At 63.7% G+C, this 14,690-nt stretch carries 16 protein-coding genes; 7 read left to right on the forward strand and 9 right to left on the reverse strand.

The features are described from left to right. Positions 1–155: 155 nt before the first annotated feature. Positions 156–1,217 (forward strand): AraC family transcriptional regulator, encoded by a 1,062-nt coding sequence (locus BLV47_RS31940; protein ID WP_092320497.1) that lies wholly within the window; start codon positions 156–158, stop codon positions 1,215–1,217. On the opposite strand, the gene BLV47_RS31945 is transcribed toward BLV47_RS31940, so the two are convergent. Next, positions 1,174–2,628, reverse strand: coding sequence for a TrkH family potassium uptake protein (locus tag BLV47_RS31945; RefSeq protein ID WP_092320498.1), 1,455 nt, complete (start codon positions 2,626–2,628; stop codon positions 1,174–1,176). The two genes, BLV47_RS31940 and BLV47_RS31945, sit on opposite strands and share 44 nt — an antisense overlap. A gap of 122 nt (positions 2,629–2,750) precedes the next feature. On the opposite strand from BLV47_RS31945, the gene BLV47_RS31950 reads away from it, so the two are divergent. After that, a complete protein-coding gene (locus BLV47_RS31950) occupies positions 2,751–3,317 on the forward strand; it encodes a nitroreductase family protein (protein ID WP_092320499.1) in 567 nt (188 codons plus the stop codon). Positions 3,318–3,399: 82 nt separating this feature from the next. On the opposite strand, the gene BLV47_RS31955 is transcribed toward BLV47_RS31950, so the two are convergent. The 6 genes from BLV47_RS31955 to BLV47_RS31980 form a co-directional block, all read right to left on the reverse strand. Next, positions 3,400–4,740, reverse strand: a complete 1,341-nt coding sequence (locus BLV47_RS31955; protein WP_092320500.1) for a sensor histidine kinase — start codon at positions 4,738–4,740, stop codon at positions 3,400–3,402. Between the two features lie 66 nt (positions 4,741–4,806). Beyond that, a complete protein-coding gene (locus BLV47_RS31960; RefSeq protein ID WP_092320501.1) occupies positions 4,807–5,244 on the reverse strand; it encodes an LTXXQ domain protein in 438 nt (145 codons plus the stop codon). Positions 5,245–5,382: 138 nt separating this feature from the next. Beyond that, a complete protein-coding gene (locus tag BLV47_RS31965; RefSeq protein ID WP_016965848.1) occupies positions 5,383–6,060 on the reverse strand; it encodes a response regulator transcription factor in 678 nt (225 codons plus the stop codon). A 7-nt stretch (positions 6,061–6,067) separates the two neighbouring features. Further along, on the reverse strand, positions 6,068–6,478 hold the full coding sequence (locus BLV47_RS31970) for an SH3 domain-containing protein (protein ID WP_092320502.1): 411 nt from the start codon (positions 6,476–6,478) through the stop codon (positions 6,068–6,070). A gap of 110 nt (positions 6,479–6,588) precedes the next feature. Beyond that, a complete protein-coding gene (locus BLV47_RS31975) occupies positions 6,589–6,888 on the reverse strand; it encodes a YciI family protein (protein WP_060838104.1) in 300 nt (99 codons plus the stop codon). A 1-nt stretch (position 6,889) separates the two neighbouring features. Then, on the reverse strand, positions 6,890–7,486 hold the full coding sequence (locus BLV47_RS31980; protein ID WP_092320503.1) for a septation protein A: 597 nt from the start codon (positions 7,484–7,486) through the stop codon (positions 6,890–6,892). 87 nt (positions 7,487–7,573) lie between these two features. On the opposite strand from BLV47_RS31980, the gene BLV47_RS31985 reads away from it, so the two are divergent. From BLV47_RS31985 to rluB, 5 genes are all read left to right on the forward strand, one after another. Further along, on the forward strand, positions 7,574–8,434 hold the full coding sequence (locus tag BLV47_RS31985) for a PHP domain-containing protein (RefSeq protein WP_092320504.1): 861 nt from the start codon (positions 7,574–7,576) through the stop codon (positions 8,432–8,434). A 13-nt stretch (positions 8,435–8,447) separates the two neighbouring features. Next, positions 8,448–9,077: an L-threonylcarbamoyladenylate synthase gene (locus BLV47_RS31990; RefSeq protein ID WP_092320606.1), complete on the forward strand. Its 630-nt coding sequence runs from the start codon at positions 8,448–8,450 to the stop codon at positions 9,075–9,077. Between the two features lie 120 nt (positions 9,078–9,197). Next, positions 9,198–9,896, forward strand: coding sequence for a segregation and condensation protein A (locus BLV47_RS31995; protein WP_208605334.1), 699 nt, complete (start codon positions 9,198–9,200; stop codon positions 9,894–9,896). A 12-nt stretch (positions 9,897–9,908) separates the two neighbouring features. Beyond that, the gene (scpB, locus tag BLV47_RS32000; protein WP_092320506.1) at positions 9,909–10,922 is read left to right on the forward strand and encodes an SMC-Scp complex subunit ScpB; all 1,014 of its coding nucleotides are present in this window, start codon (positions 9,909–9,911) and stop codon (positions 10,920–10,922) included. Positions 10,923–11,503: 581 nt separating this feature from the next. Further along, entirely contained in the window at positions 11,504–12,694 is a 1,191-nt protein-coding gene (rluB, locus tag BLV47_RS32005; RefSeq protein WP_092320507.1) for a 23S rRNA pseudouridine(2605) synthase RluB, read from the forward strand. A gap of 168 nt (positions 12,695–12,862) precedes the next feature. Here rluB and BLV47_RS32010 read toward each other — a convergent pair whose 3' ends face one another. Then, positions 12,863–13,828 carry a CgnE/CgnB domain-containing protein gene (locus BLV47_RS32010; RefSeq protein WP_092320508.1) on the reverse strand — a complete coding sequence of 322 codons (966 nt, stop codon included), beginning with the start codon at positions 13,826–13,828 and terminating at the stop codon, positions 12,863–12,865. 63 nt (positions 13,829–13,891) lie between these two features. Further along, positions 13,892–14,029, reverse strand: a complete 138-nt coding sequence (locus BLV47_RS36310; protein WP_016964425.1) for a hypothetical protein — start codon at positions 14,027–14,029, stop codon at positions 13,892–13,894. Positions 14,030–14,690: the final 661 nt, after the last annotated feature.

A 14,690-nucleotide genomic window follows, 5' to 3' on the forward strand; every position in this document is an offset into this window, starting at 1 on the left:
GCGATCTCGGTTGTTTGTTGTTGTGCGGGCGGATGTTCTGCGGGAGCTTATGTGAGTCTAGAATCCCTGGCTGCGCAGGCCAGTGACAATAGGCGCCACTTTAGTATCCTTGGAAAATCGGCCGTAGCATGCGGCTTGTCATGTAAGAAGCCCTCATGAGCGAACGAACGACTTCTGCGAGCTGGGCCTTGGGAATAGTCAAGGCTCTGGAGATGGATGGCCTGGACTGCCGCGCTTTGTTCAAGCAGTTGGGGCTCGACTACGGCGCTCTCGAAGACCCCGACGCGCGCTTCCCCCAGGATTCGATGACCCGGCTCTGGCAGCGTGCCGTCGAGCTGTCCGGCAACCCGGCGATTGGCCTGAACATGGGCAAGGTAGTGCGTCCCGCATCCTTTCATGTGGCCGGTTACGCCTTGATGTCGAGTCGTACCCTGGTCGAAGGCTTTCAGCGTCTGGTGCGCTATCAGCGCATCATTGCCGAAAGCGCCGACCTGAGCTTTCGTCTTTTACCCGAGGGTTATGCGCTGATCCTGACGGTACATGGCGACCATCTGCCGCCCACCCGGCAAAGTGCCGAGGCCTCCCTGGCCTGTGCGCTGGCCCTGTGCAGCTGGTTGACCGGGCGTGCCCTGCAGCCACGCAAGGTCCTGCTGCAGGGCGAGCAGCCCGAGGATGTGCAGCCTTACAAGGATATGTTCCATGCCCCGCTGGCGTTTTCCGCACCCTTTGATGCGCTGATCTTCGAACGTGCTGACATGGAGGCGCCGCTGCCCACGGCCAACGAGGCCATGGCCTTGCTGCACGACCGTTTTGCCGGTGAGTACCTGGCGCGTTTTTCTGAAAGCCGGGTGACCCACAAGGCGCGACAGGTGCTGTGTCGCCTGTTGCCCCAGGGCGAGCCCAAGCGCGAAGTGGTGGCGCAGGCCCTGCACCTGTCCCAGCGCACGTTGCAGCGTCGCCTGCAGGAGGAGGGCACCAGCTTCCAGACCCTGCTGGACGACACCCGGCGAGAATTGGCCGAGCAGTATCTGGCGCAGCCGCGCATGACCTTGCTGGAGATTGCCTACTTGTTGGGGTTCGCTGATCCGAGCAATTTCTTCCGGGCGTTCCGCCGCTGGTTCGATATCACGCCGGGTGAGTATCGGGCACGCCTGCAGGCGCTGCCGGCATCGGTCAATGACGCCAGAACGCCGGAATACACAACACGAACACCGTGATGATCTCCAATCGGCCCAGGAGCATGCCCAGGGACAGGATCCACTTGGCGGCGTCCGGCAGGGTCGAGAAGTTGCCCGCCGGGCCGATGGTTTCGCCCAGGCCCGGGCCCACGCCGGACACGGTGCTGGCGGCGCCGGTCAGGGCGGTCATCCAGTCCAGGCCCAGGAGCGACAGGGCCAGGGCAATCATGCAGATGGTGATGGCGAAGAAGAACGAGAAGGTCAGGATCGAACGGACGATTTCCTCGTCCAGGCGGTGGCCGTTGTACTTCTGCTTGATCACCGCCCGCGGGTGGATCAGCTGATTGAGGTTGGCCTTGAGCAGGATGTAGGCCACTTGGAAGCGGAAGATCTTGATCCCTCCGGCCGTGGAGCCTGAACAGCCGCCGACGAACCCCAGATAAAAGAACAGCATCAGTGAGAAATTGCCCCACAGGCTGTAGTCGCCCAAGGCGAAGCCGGTGGTGGTGACCACCGAGGTCACGTTCAGCGCCACGTGACGCAGGGCGTCCAGCCAGTGCAGGTCGGTGGTCCACCAGTACCAGGTGCCCAGCACCAGCCAGGTCACCAGGAGCATGCCGAGCAGGCCCTGGACCTGCTGATCCTTGATCAACGCCTTGCGGTTGCCGCGCAGGGTCGCCACATAGAGGGCGAAGGGCAGGCTGCCGAGGATCATCACCACCACAGCCACCCAGTGCACCGCCGGTTGCTGCCAGTGGGCCAGGGAATCGTCGGAGGTGGAGAAACCACCGGTGGAGATTGCCGACATGGCGTGGTTGATGGCGTCGAACACGTTCATGCCGGCCCACCAGAACGCCAGGCTGCCGAAGACGGTGATGCCGACATAGGTGGCGACAATCAGCCGCGCCACCATGTGCGAGCGCGGCATGACCTTTTCCGAGCGGTCCGAGGACTCGGTCTGGAACAGGCGCATGCCGCCAATGCGCAGCAGCGGCAGGATGGCCACCGCCATGCCGATAAAGCCGATGCCCCCCAGCCAGTGCAACATCGAGCGCCAGATCAGGATGCCCGGGGACATGCTGTCCAGGCCGCTGAGCACGGTGGCGCCGGTGGCGGTGATGCCGGACATGCTTTCGAAGAACGAATCGGTGTAGCTGATGTGCTGGGTCAGCAGGAACGGCAGGGCGGCGAAGATGCACACCACCACCCAGCTGGAAACCGTCAGCAGGTACATGTCTCGCGGGCGCAAGTGGATGTGCTCGGGGCGCCCCGGGATCACCAGGGCCAGCCCGGCGATAAAGGTGATCATGCTGGCCCAGAGAAAAGACGGCAGGTCGCCGGTGCGATCGAAGATCACCAGTGTCGCCATCGGTACCACCATGGCGATGGCCAGGGTGATGAGGAAAATGCCGATGATGAAGCCAATGATTCTTAAAGTCGGCAACGCCATGTATTGCGCTCGGGCTGGTAGCTGAAGGGCGCTCATTCTACCTGCGGTACAGGGCATGTAAACCGGCACCCAGGCGGCGGATGCCGTTAGAATGGCCGGACATTTTTTTCAGGAGGTGGCCGATGGAGGCTCTCGACGCTTTGCTCAACCGTGTTTCCGTGCCGCGCCTGGTGGAGCCCGCGCCCAGCGCCGCGCAGCGCGAAGCACTGTTCGCCGCCGCCCTGCGGGCGCCGGACCACGGGCAATTGCGCCCCTGGCGGTTCCTCACCGTCGAAGGTCAAGCCCGTGATCAGTTGGGCGAGCTGCTGGTCGAAGCCGTGCAGCTGCAAGGCGGCGAAGTGACCCAAGCCGCGCTGGACAAGGCCCGGGCCATGCCTCTGCGTGCACCGCTGGTGGTGGTGGTCGTGGCGCGGCTGCAGGAGCATTTCAAGGTGCCCAAGTCCGAGCAATTGCTGGCGGCGGGCTGTGCCGCCCACGGCATTTTGTTGGCGGCCTATGCCCAGGGCATTGGCGCCGTGTGGCGCACCGGCGAGTTGTCCTATTCGCCGCACGTGGCCAAGGGGCTGGGCCTGGCTGAGGGGGAAGAGATCATCGCCTTCCTGTACCTGGGGACGCCGCTGAACGAGCCTCGGGTCGCACCGAAAATCGATACCGGCGAGTTTGTCAGCGCCTGGACCGCCAAGGCCTGATCGGCACCAGCGACCTCTGTATTGCATCGCGGGCAAGCCCGTTACCGCCGGACCTGGCAGTAGCGGCTTGCCCGCGCTGGTTTCAGGCGGGGGCTGGCGCGCCGGGCAGCAGGGGCAACTCCAGGGTGGCGATGAAGCCGCCTTGGGAATGATTGTCCAGTAACAGACTGCCGCCATGACGCTCCGCCGCCCGGCGAGCAATGGCCAGGCCCAGACCATGGCCGGGCGCGTTTTGCCCTGGCGCACGGAAGAACGGCTCACCCAATTGTTTCAGGTGCTCGGCGTCCACCCCGGGCCCGTGGTCGCGCACGCTGATCAGGATCCTGTCGCCGTGGCGCTGGGCCTGGACCTCGATCGGTTGCCCTGCGGGGTTGAAGCGCTGGGCATTGCGCAGCAGGTTGTCCACCGCCCGCTCCAGCATGGTCGGCCAGCCCCGCAGGCTCAGTTGCGGCTGGGCGTCGATCTGCACCTGTTGCTCCGGGCAGGCCAGCTGCGCGTCTTTTTGCAGGGCCAGCAACAAGGCATTGAGGTCCACGTCCTCGGCGCTGGCGTTGTCCGCGTCGACCCGGGCCAGCACCAGGATCTCGCTGATCAGCGCCTCCAGGCGATCACATTCCCGAGTCAGTCGGGGCCAGAGCTTTTCCCGCTCTTCGGGGGCGGCACGCTCGGCCAGGGCCAGGGCGATGCGCAGCCGTGCCAGGGGGGAGCGCAGTTCGTGGGACACATCCCGCAGCAACTGGCGCTGGCTGCCAATGAGGCTTTGCAGGCGCGAGCCCATGCGGTTGAAGTCCCGGGCCAGCACGCCGAACTCATCGCGCCGATTGGCCAGGCGCGCCAGGCTGTTCTGCTGGTAGCTGGCCTGGCCCAGATCATGTACGGCACCGCGCAGGCGGCTCAGCGGGCGGGTGATGGACAGGGTCACCAGCAGGCTGAACAGGGTCAGCACCACCAGGGCGATGGTCAGGGCGCTAAGGGGCCAGGTCAGGCTGTCGCGGTGCCAGGCGTCCAGCTCCGGATGGGGGATGCGGTAGATGAACAGGTAGGTGTCGCCGGTGGTCGGGCTGGTGTATTCCGCGGTCAGGCGGCGCCAGGGCAGGTGGCGGTCGTCGTTGTTCTGCCGGGCCTCGAAGGCGGCGGCGCGGCGCGGGAACGTCCCGCGTACCACCGGGTCGCCGCTCTCATTGAGGACTTGAACATCGATGTGGTACTGGCGCTTGCGCTGCTGGAGGATGTCCTGGGCGGCGTCTTCGCCCTGGGTTTCGTAGGTTTGCGTCCACTCCGCGGTGAGGCTGTTGAGCCCCGGATGGCGGCTGAGGATCCAGGCGTCCTGGTTGAGCATGTGCCCGAGCAGGATCGACAACCCGGCAACCAGGGTGATGGCCAGCCAGAAACTGGCCAGGATGCGCCAGAACAGTGAACGCACAGAAACTCCTCGAACGCGAAAGCCCAGTGGCGCGGGCCACTGGGCTGGGGGATGAAGGCTAACGCATTATTGCGCCTTTTGCGGTTGTTGCGCTTTCCAGGCCTTGAACTCGGCCCATTCGGCGCGACGTTCTTCTTGTTTCTTGACGATGGCGTCGAACTCTTTCTGCTGCTCGGGCTTGAGCAGGGCGCGGATATCGGCCTGGGTTTTCTGCTGTTTGGCGGCCAGTTCGTCTTTCATGGCTTTCTGGTCGGCCGGCGAGAGTTTCTCCAGGTATTTTTCCACCACGGCCTTGCGGTCGTGCATTTGCTCGCCCATCAGCTTGCCGATCTGCTGGCGTTGCTCACGGCTCAGGTCCAGTTGACCGAAGGGGCCTTTGCCGCGCATGTGCTCGCTGTGCCGTGGACCGTCCATCGGCCCCATCGGGCCCGGGCCTTCGGGCATGGCCATGGCCACGGTTGGCAGGGCGGCGGCGAACAGCAGAGCGATCAGGGTCTTGCGCATGGTGTGTCTCCTTGTCTCATTCCCGGTAAGTTCCGGATGAGTTCAGGTTACCCAGATCAAGGTCAGCGGCGGTCAGTGGAGGGTAAAGCTTGGGTAAAGACGCCGGGCCGGCGCCCTGACAATTGCGTCGGGGCGCGGTTACAGGCTGTAGTAGTAGCCGCGGCTGCGCAGGGCAACGATGCGCGGGCGACCATCGGGATGGGGGCCGATCTTCTTGCGCAGGTTGCTCACGTGCATGTCCAGGCTGCGGTCGTACAGGGTCAGCTTGCGGCCCAGCGCGATCTGTGCCAGTTCCTGCTTGTCCAGAGGCTCGCCGGGTTGCTTGAGCAGTGCCTCCAGCAGGCGACTTTCGGAAACCGTGAGACTGATGTCCTGCTCGTCGATGGTGGCCACGCCGCGAATCGGACTGAAGCACAGGTCGCCCAGCTCCAGTTGACTGGAAGCCGCCACCGGGTGGCTGCGGCGCAGGACGGCGCGCAGGCGGGCGGTGAGTTCGCGAGGGTCGCAAGGCTTGGCCAGATAGTCGTCGGCGCCCAGTTCCAGGCCGAGGATGCGGTCCAGGGGCTCGCCGCGGGCCGAGAGCATCAGCACCGGCAGGTCGGGGTGGTCGTTGCGCAGTTGCTTGAGCAGTTCCAGGCCGCTGCCGTCGGGCAGCATGACGTCCAGCACCACGGCTGCCGGGGCCGCTTCGGCCAGGGCCCGGCGTGCGCTCAAGCCGTCGTGGCAGGCACGTACTTGAAAGCCTTCCTGGCCGAGCCAACTGCTCAGGAGCTCGCACAGCTCCTGGTCATCATCAATCAGTAACAGGTCGCTCATGAATCACTCAATTTAGCCATTGTCGACGCTTGCGATGCCCGCCACTGGCGAAGATACCGCAGAGCAGGGCGATCAGGGCCACGCCGCCGCCAGTGACGAACCATTGCTGCTGATCGGTCAGCAGTCGCGGCACCGGGTTGGCCTGGGTCTCTTTGAGCTGCAGCTTGAGGCGCTGGTTCTCCTGGCGCAAGCGGGCCAGCTGTGGGCTTTCCCGTTCGGCGTCGGCGCTTTGCAATTGTTTGCTCAGCTCTTCTCGCAGGCGCTCGCTTTCTTTCAAGCGTTGCTGCAACTCGGTGATCTGACTGCCGGCGCTCAGGGACAGCGGCGTCGAATGGCCGGTTTCCTGGGGTTCCTCGGCAAGGGCCGGAGCCCCGATCGACAACATGACCAACAGCAGGCACAGCGGACCTTGGCGCATCGAAACTCCTGATTCCAATCGAGTGTTGGGCAGGTTGTCGGCCGTCAAACGAGAATAATGAGCGATTGAGAACGCGATGGACCCTGAAGGTTCATCGCGCCGGGGAGGATTTACGGCATCGATTGCCTGAACGGCTTGACCAGCACATTGGCGTAGACGCCGGCGGTGACGAAGGGGTCGGCTTCGGCCCAGGCCTGGGCGGCTTCCAGGGACTCGAACTCGGCGACGATCAGGCTGCCGGTGAAGCCGGCGGCACCGGGGTCATTGCTGTCGATCGCCGGGTGCGGGCCGGCCAGCACCACACGCCCTTGTTCATTGAGTACCTGCAGGCGCTCCAGGTGCGCCGGGCGTGCGGCCAGGCGTTTTTCCAGGGAGTTGGCGACGTCTGTGGCAATGATTGCGTAAAGCATGTCAGTCCTCGGTTTTCGGGGTGGTGGGGTCGGCGTCGTGCAGGTGGCGCGACAGGTAGATACCCTGGCCCACCAGGAATAGTACGGTCATGCCCAGGCTGCCGAAGACCTTGAAGTCGACCCAGATGCTCTGGAAAGTGAAGGCGACGAACAGGTTGGCGGCGCCGCAGAACAGGAAGAACGCGATCCAGGCAATGTTCAGGCGGGTCCACACCGGATCCGGCAGGGTCAGGGCGTGGCCCATGATGCGCTTGATCAGCAGGCGGTCGCCGATGAAATGACTGCCGATGAACGCCAGGGCGAACAGCCAGTTGACCACCGGGGCTTTCCACTTGAGGAAGGTTTCGCTGTGGAACGCCAGGGTCAGGCTGCCGAAGACCAGGCAGGCGACCAGGGTCAGCCACTGGCTCTTTTCCAGTTTGCGCTGGGAAATGAACAGCGCGCCGTACACCACCAGGGAACTGATGATCAGCACCGCCGTGGCGCTATAGATGCCGCCCACGCTGACTTCGTGCCCGGCCAGGTCGACGACCCGGGGGTCGATTTTATAGACGATGAAAAACAGGAACAGCGGGATGAAGTCGATGAATTGTTTCACAGTGGCAGCCAGAAGCAGGATGTGGCGGCATAATAACAAACATCCCTGATCACGAAAGCGCCAGCTGACTTGAGGTTTTAACATCCTGTGAATGTCGATTTGCACTGCCATAGCACGGCCTCCGACGGCGCACTGGCGCCTGCGGTTCTGGTTGCGCGTGCGTACGAGAGAGGCGTGCGAATCCTGTCCCTGACCGACCACGACACCCTCGAAGGGCTGGACGAGGCCCGTCAGGCCGCGGCGCAACTGGGCATGCAACTGGTCAATGGCGTCGAGCTGTCCTGCACCTGGGGCGGCGCCACTATTCATGTGCTGGGCTACGGCTTCGATACCCGGGCCCCGGTTCTGGTGGCGGCTATCGACAAACTGCACCAGGGGCGCTGGCTGCGCTCCGAGGAGATCAGCCGCAAGCTGGCCCTCAAGGGCATGCCGGGCGCTTTGGAAGGTGCCCGGGCCATCCAGCAGGAGCTGGGAGACAGCGGCAACGCCCCGGCGCGGCCGCACTTTGCCGACTATCTGGTGCGTGCCGGCTTCGTCAAGGACCGCGCCGAAGCCTTCCGCAAGTGGCTGGGGGCGGGAAAACTGGGTGACGTCAAGTTGCACTGGCCCACCCTGGAGGAAACGGTTGGCACCCTGCGCGAGGCCGGTGCCTGGGTCAGCCTGGCCCATCCCTGGCACTACGATTTCACCCGCAGCAAGCGTCGCCGTCTGATTGCCGACTATATTCAAGCCGGTGGTCATGCAATCGAAGTGGTCAATGGCCACCAACCTGCGGAGCAAGTGGGCAGTTTGGCTATTCTTGCTCGTGAATTCGGACTGCTGGTCAGCGCCGGCAGTGACTTTCATGGTCCAGGAGGCTGGTCCGAGATCGGCGAATACCGCCCGGTACCCGAGGATCTGCCACCGCTATGGTGTCGCTTCAAACATGAGCCAATTATTGCCGCCTGAACAGGTAGAGACAGTGAGTCAATTTTTCCAGATCCACCCGGAAAACCCCCAGCCGCGCCTGATCAAGCAGGCTGTCGAGATCATTCGTGGCGGTGGCGTGGTGATCTATCCCACCGATTCGTCCTACGCCATTGCCTGCCAGATGGGCGACAAGGGGGCGATCGAGCGAGTACGGCGCCTGCGGCAGTTGGACGAAAAACACAACTTCGCGCTGATCTGCAGCGACCTGTCGCAATTGGGCCTGTTCGCCAAGATCGACACCGGCACCTTCCGCCTGCTCAAGGCTCACGTGCCGGGGCCTTACACCTTTATCCTCAATGCCACCCGTGAAGTGCCGCGCCTGCTGCTGCATCCCAAGCGCCGCACCATCGGCCTGCGGGTGCCGAGCAATCCGATTGCCCTGGCGTTGCTGGCCGAGCTGGGCGAGCCGCTGATGAGCGTCAGCCTGATCATGCCCGGCGATACCGAGGCCCTGAGCGATCCCTATGAGATGCGCCAGTTGCTGGAGCACCAGGTGGACCTGATTATCGACGGTGGTTTCGGCAGCACCGAGTCCTCCACGGTGATCAGCCTGGCCGATGGCGAGCCGGAAGTGATCCGCGTCGGTTGCGGCGACCCTGCGCCGTTCATGGCCGAGGCCTAGATGTCCGCAGTAGAAACCGTCGACGAGCAGGCCGGTGCCCAGCAGGAGCTGCCATTCGCCATGGTCTACGGCCAGGCGGTCATGGAAATGCCCCTGGACCTGTACATTCCCCCGGATGCCCTGGAGGTCTTCCTCGAAGCCTTCGAGGGCCCGCTGGACTTGCTGCTGTACCTGATCCGCAAGCAGAACATCAATATTCTCGATATCCCGGTGGCGGAAATCACCCGCCAGTACATGGGCTATGTGGAGTTGATGCAGTCGGTGCGCCTGGAGCTGGCCGCCGAGTACCTGGTGATGGCGGCGATGCTCGCCGAGATCAAGTCGCGGATGCTTCTGCCGCGTTCCGCCGAGGTCGAGGAAGAAGAGGACGACCCGCGGGCCGAACTGATCCGTCGCCTGCAGGAATACGAGCGCTTCAAGGCGGCCGCCGAAGGCATTGACGGCCTCAGTCGGGTCGGCCGCGATGTGCTGGTACCCAAGCTGGATGCTCCCGAGGCCCGGGTGCGCAAGCTGCTGCCGGATGTGGCCCTGGAAGAGTTACTGATGTCCATGGCCGAGGTGCTGCGCCGTGGCGACATGTTCGAAAGCCACCAGGTCAGCCGCGAGGCCCTTTCTACCCGCGAGCGCATGAGCGATGTGCTGGAGCGGCTCAAGGGCGGCGGTTTCGTGCCCTTTGTCGAGCTGTTCAGTGCTGAGGAAGGGCGCCTGGGGGTGGTGGTGACCTTCATGGCGATCCTCGAACTGGTCAAGGAATCCCTGGTCGAGCTGGTGCAGAATGAGCCCTTTGCGGCCATCCACGTACGGGCGCGAGCTGAATAACGAGCTTAAATCATGAACCTGAATGAACCCCGCGAGCTGGCTTCCCTGCTCGAAGCCTTTCTGTTGGCCTCGGGAAAACCCCAGTCCCTAGAACGCCTGTTCGAACTCTTCGAAGAAGCCGAGCGGCCGGATCCTGCGGTCTTCAAGAAGGCCCTGACCCTGCTCGGCAAATCCTGCGAGGGGCGGGCGTTCGAGCTCAAGGAAGTGGCTTCCGGCTATCGCCTGCAGATCCGCGAAAAGTTCGCACCCTGGGTTGGTCGCCTGTGGGAGGAACGCCCACAGCGCTACTCCCGTGCCCTGCTGGAAACCATGGCCCTGATCGCCTACCGCCAGCCCATCACCCGTGGCGAGATCGAGGACGTGCGCGGCGTGGCGGTCAACAGCAACATCGTCAAGACCCTGCTGGAGCGCGAGTGGATTCGGGTAGTGGGCTACCGTGATGTGCCTGGCAAGCCGGCGATGTTCGCCACCACCAAGGCCTTTCTCGACCATTTCAACCTGAAGAACCTCGACGACCTGCCGCCGCTGGCCGAGCTGCGGGAGATCGAGGCCGAGCCGGTGCTGGAGTTCGATGACGCCCCCGTGCCCGAGCACTTGCAGCAACTGGCCGATGCCAGCGCCGAGCAGGAGGAGCCCAAGGAGGAAACCAGCTTCCATACCCTGTTGCTGGAGCTGGACTCCATGGAGGAGGGGATCAAGACCGACTTCGATGACCTGCATCGCGATGCTCCGGTAGAGCTGGAACAGGTGGAGCAGCAAGAACCGGTGCTGGGTCTCCCCCAGGAAGAGGTCCAGGCCGAAGCTGAGATCCTCGCTGATGAAGCCGATGAATTCCCGGTCGAGCCCGAGGATGAGCCGCTGTTCGAAGCGCAGGACGATGTGCTGGGCGTTGCCGAGGCCCGGGCCAAATTGCTGGCCGCGGTAGCCGCGCTGGAGCCCGCTGCGCCGGAGTTGAGCGAAGAAGAGGCCGAAGCCCTGGCCCTGGCCGAAGCCATCGAAAACGAACGCCGCCTGCTGGACGACTGACCTTGTAGGAGCTGGCTTGCCAGCGAAGGCGTCAACCGGTTCGGTGCAAGACCTGCGGGCCTCTTCGCCGGCAAGCCGGCTCCTACTGGGTGAGGGCGGTGCTGCTACTTGTGTAGGAGCTGGCTTGCCAGCGAAGGCGTCAGCCGGTTTGGTGCAAGACCTGCGGGCCTCTTCGCCGGCAAGCCGGCTCCTGCTGGGTGAGGGCGGTGCTGCTTGTGTAGGAGCTGGCTTGCCAGCTAAGGCGTCAGCCGGTTTGGTGCAAGACCTGCGGGCCTCTTCGCCGGCAAGCCGGCTCCTGCTGGGTGAGGGCGGTGCTGCTGCTTGTAGGAGCTGGCTTGCCAGCGAAGGCGTCAACCGGTTCGGTGCAAGACCTGCGGCCTTCTTCGCCAGCAAGCCGGCCCTGCGCTGCGTCACCGGTGGGCGGAAAAAAGCCCGGGCGGCGACTTATCAACTAGTCTGTGATGCGCAATCGCCGCCATGAGCGTATGATTCGCGACCCTTTGGCGATCCCTTCGCCACAGAATCTGTTTTCACGTCTTCAGGCCGCTCTAGCCTGAAGCGCTACACCGGGAGGTGCCCAGATGAGCGATACCGATCAGAACGACCAGGAAATCCGTCCAGCCGGCGAGAAGCTGCAGAAAGTCCTCGCCCGCATCGGCGTCGGCTCGCGCCGCGACGTCGAGTCCTGGATCAGCCAGGGCCGGATCAAGGTCAACGGCAAAGAGGCCACCCTGGGCCTGCGCGTCGACCTGCATGACGCCATTTCCATCGATGGCAAGGTGATCAAGCGCGAAGAGGCCGCCGAATCGGTGCGCCGCGTGATCATGTACAACAAGCCCGACGGCGAGATCTGCACCCGTGACGACCCGGAAGGCCGTCCGACCGTGTTCGACAAGCTGCCGCGTCCACGCGAAGGTCGCTGGATCAACATCGGCCGCCTGGACATCAACACCACCGGCTTGCTGATGTTCACCACCGACGGCGAGTTGGCCAACCGCCTGATGCACCCGTCCTACGAGATGGACCGCGAGTACGCGGTGCGTGTGCGTGGTGAAGTCGACGACGAGATGATCGAGCGCCTCAAGGCCGGGGTCATGCTCGAAGACGGCCCGGCCAAGTTCACCGATATCCAGCAGGCGCCCGGTGGCGAAGGTTTCAACCACTGGTATCACTGCGTGGTCATGGAAGGTCGCAACCGTGAAGTACGCCGCCTGTGGGAATCCCAGGGGCTGGTGGTCAGCCGCCTGAAGCGGGTGCGCTTTGGTCCGGTGTTCCTCAACTCCGACCTGCCGATGGGCCGCTGGCGCGAAATGAGCCAGTACGAAGTCGACGTGCTCAGCGCCGAAGTCGGCCTGACCCCGGTGGCCTTGCCGCAGCTCAACGCCAAGTCCAAGGACAAGCTGGAGCGCATGCAGCGCAAATCCTCGCGTCCGGTGGGCAAGAGCGAGCGCGTGCGCACCCTGCGTCCGGCCAATGGCGCGCCAGCCACCCCGCGTGTTTCCCGTGAACCGCAGATCGAAGGCGAGCGTCCAGGGCGCAAGCCAGCGGCCCGTCAGGACGGTGAGCGTGCGCCACGCGCGCCGCGTCCGGCCAGCGGTCGGGGCACGCCGGTAGCTGAGCGTCCGGCGGACACCAAGCGCCCGGCCAAGCCGGCGCCGAAGTCCAAGCGCCCAAGCCTGGTGCTGGACAAGGACGCACCGTCCGGCAAGCGTCGTGGCGCTCCGGCCGGTACCGGCCAGCGTCCTGGCTTCGGTCGTCGCAAGCCGGAGTAAGCGTCGGCCAGCCGACAACAACGCCAACCCTCGGGTTGGCGTTTTTTTTGCCCGCTGCTTCGTAGGAGCCGGCTTGCCGGCGAACCGGCTCTCAAGTCCTGGGCAAGGCTTGTGATCGCCTTCGCTGGCCAGCAGCCCCTACACAAGCCAGCGTCTACGCAATGAGGGTTAGAAGGCGAACTGGCCGTCGAACACCGGCTTGTTGTCCACCGCCAGCACCCCTGAGCTGAAGATCAGATCCAGGTGGTGGCTGCCCTTGGCACCGCCTCCCAGCCCCAGGTGCAGGCCGCAGTGACGCTCCTCGAAGCCGGAATTGCGCCCGTAGAGGGACCTGATGCCTTCGTTGGTGCCGATGCCCAGTTCCTCGATGCGCCGGTTGGACGGGTTGGCATCCAGGTATTTGTTGAAGTCGTTGGCCAGTCCGGGCACCTCGGTGGCGACGCGGGTGATGGTCGAGTTGTCGATCCACAACTCCAGCGGTGCTTGCAGTACCCCGTACTTGCGGGCGAAGGGGATGGTGCTGAGGAAGGTGCCGAGAAACTTCACATGACCGTTGATGGCCTCGCTGTGGGTGGCGATTTCCCCGGGGGCCAGGTCGTAGTTGCCGACGCCGTTGATGTCGGTCCATTTCTTCACGCCGCTCAAGGGCGTCTCGAAATATGAGCCCTGGGGGTCGCTGAAACTCAGGGTCGAAGCCTGGAACAGGCGGCGGATCAAGGTGGCATTGAGGTCGGCGATACGCTGCGGCTCGACGCTGAAGGTGTCGTAGAAGTACTCGCCGTAATCCTTGAACAGCAGCGACTTCTTCCAGTGCTCGGCCATCAGAGCGTGCAGCGGGCGGAGGAACTCCGGGCCGTCGGGGCGGGGCTGGGCCAGGGTCGAGGAGTCGTAGAAGAAAATGTACAGGTCGCAGTCGATGATCGCCCGGGCCAGACGCTCGGCCGGCTCCAGGTCCAGGCGCAGGGCGTTGAGCGCCAGCGGTGTGGTCTGGCGCGCCTGTTCGAGGATGGCGCTGACCATGGCCTGGTAGTCGGCGGTGTGGCCGATCACCACCTGCGGTGACCGGGCGTTGCCCAGGGCCGGGTGGCGTTCGAGGTAGTACAGGAAATGGCGGATGGCGCGGGTCTGGTCCATAAAACCTCCCTGGAGGACAAAGGTGACCGGGGCAGGCGCAAGACCTGCTCCGGTCCGGGCGCCTTACATTGGCCACATCGCCGTGCCGAACGGCACCACGGCGTCGGCCTGCATCATTTCCACGGCTGCATCATGAGTGGCCGCTTCGAACCACTCGTCCAGTTGCAGTTCGGTTTCCAGGTCTTGTTCCAGTGTTTGCATGGTGACTCTCCTAGATGACGTAGCGCATAGCAGTCCATTGACGGAGCGGATCAGCAGCGCTGAACGGGATGGTTGCAAAGGCTGCCTGGCCGCTCCTCGTACCCGTCGGACGAGGCGTCCGGCAAGTGGCTGGAAACCTAGTTCAGGGCATTTTGAAGTGCAAAAAAATAATTAGATTTTTTTCTACTGAACTTTATTTTCTATTTTTGCGCGGAATATTTATCGCCTGAAAACAAAAAGCTAAGGCATTCCCGGCGGCGCAGCGGCCAGTGCGTCAATTTGCAGTCGCAGACGCGGATGATCTGTATCGGCAAGTTAATGTTACGGTCTGTAAAGAAAAAATTACGAAATTTGACGTATTGCCCCCTGAAACGGCGCGGGTTGCGGCGCTGTAAGGAAAAACTGCCGCCGGGCCGCCAGCCATTCGTTTGCCGAGGCTCTGGCCCGCTTGTTCCAGAGCGCCAAGGCGGGTGAGATGCACACCTGCCTGCGTACAGGTGCATAACAAGAAGGAGGCGCAATGAACGCCGTAACCGACTTTCACCGACACCCTTCGAAGGACGATGGTCATCGCGCCTTCATCGACGACCCCACGCGGTCCGTCCAATGTTCCGCCGCCGAAGTCGAGCATCGAGCAGGCCCCGCAAGATCCCGGTTACCG

The sequence above is a fragment of the Pseudomonas saponiphila genome, assembly GCF_900105185.1.
GTDB lineage: Bacteria > Pseudomonadota > Gammaproteobacteria > Pseudomonadales > Pseudomonadaceae > Aquipseudomonas > Aquipseudomonas saponiphila.

What these genes read in the sequence shown, in the direction of transcription:
- rluB (WP_092320507.1), top strand. Translation starts at nt 11,504, where the DNA reads ATGAGCGATACCGATCAGAACGACCAGGAAATCCGTCCAGCCGGCGAG.
- BLV47_RS31945 (WP_092320498.1), bottom strand. Translation starts at nt 2,628, where the DNA reads ATGGCGTTGCCGACTTTAAGAATCATTGGCTTCATCATCGGCATTTTC.
- BLV47_RS31965 (WP_016965848.1), bottom strand. Translation starts at nt 6,060, where the DNA reads ATGAGCGACCTGTTACTGATTGATGATGACCAGGAGCTGTGCGAGCTC.
- BLV47_RS36310 (WP_016964425.1), bottom strand. Translation starts at nt 14,029, where the DNA reads ATGCAAACACTGGAACAAGACCTGGAAACCGAACTGCAACTGGACGAG.
- BLV47_RS31975 (WP_060838104.1), bottom strand. Translation starts at nt 6,888, where the DNA reads ATGCTTTACGCAATCATTGCCACAGACGTCGCCAACTCCCTGGAAAAA.
- BLV47_RS32010 (WP_092320508.1), bottom strand. Translation starts at nt 13,828, where the DNA reads ATGGACCAGACCCGCGCCATCCGCCATTTCCTGTACTACCTCGAACGC.
- BLV47_RS31970 (WP_092320502.1), bottom strand. Translation starts at nt 6,478, where the DNA reads ATGCGCCAAGGTCCGCTGTGCCTGCTGTTGGTCATGTTGTCGATCGGG.
- BLV47_RS31950 (WP_092320499.1), top strand. Translation starts at nt 2,751, where the DNA reads ATGGAGGCTCTCGACGCTTTGCTCAACCGTGTTTCCGTGCCGCGCCTG.
- scpB (WP_092320506.1), top strand. Translation starts at nt 9,909, where the DNA reads ATGAACCTGAATGAACCCCGCGAGCTGGCTTCCCTGCTCGAAGCCTTT.
- BLV47_RS31960 (WP_092320501.1), bottom strand. Translation starts at nt 5,244, where the DNA reads ATGCGCAAGACCCTGATCGCTCTGCTGTTCGCCGCCGCCCTGCCAACC.
- BLV47_RS31940 (WP_092320497.1), top strand. Translation starts at nt 156, where the DNA reads ATGAGCGAACGAACGACTTCTGCGAGCTGGGCCTTGGGAATAGTCAAG.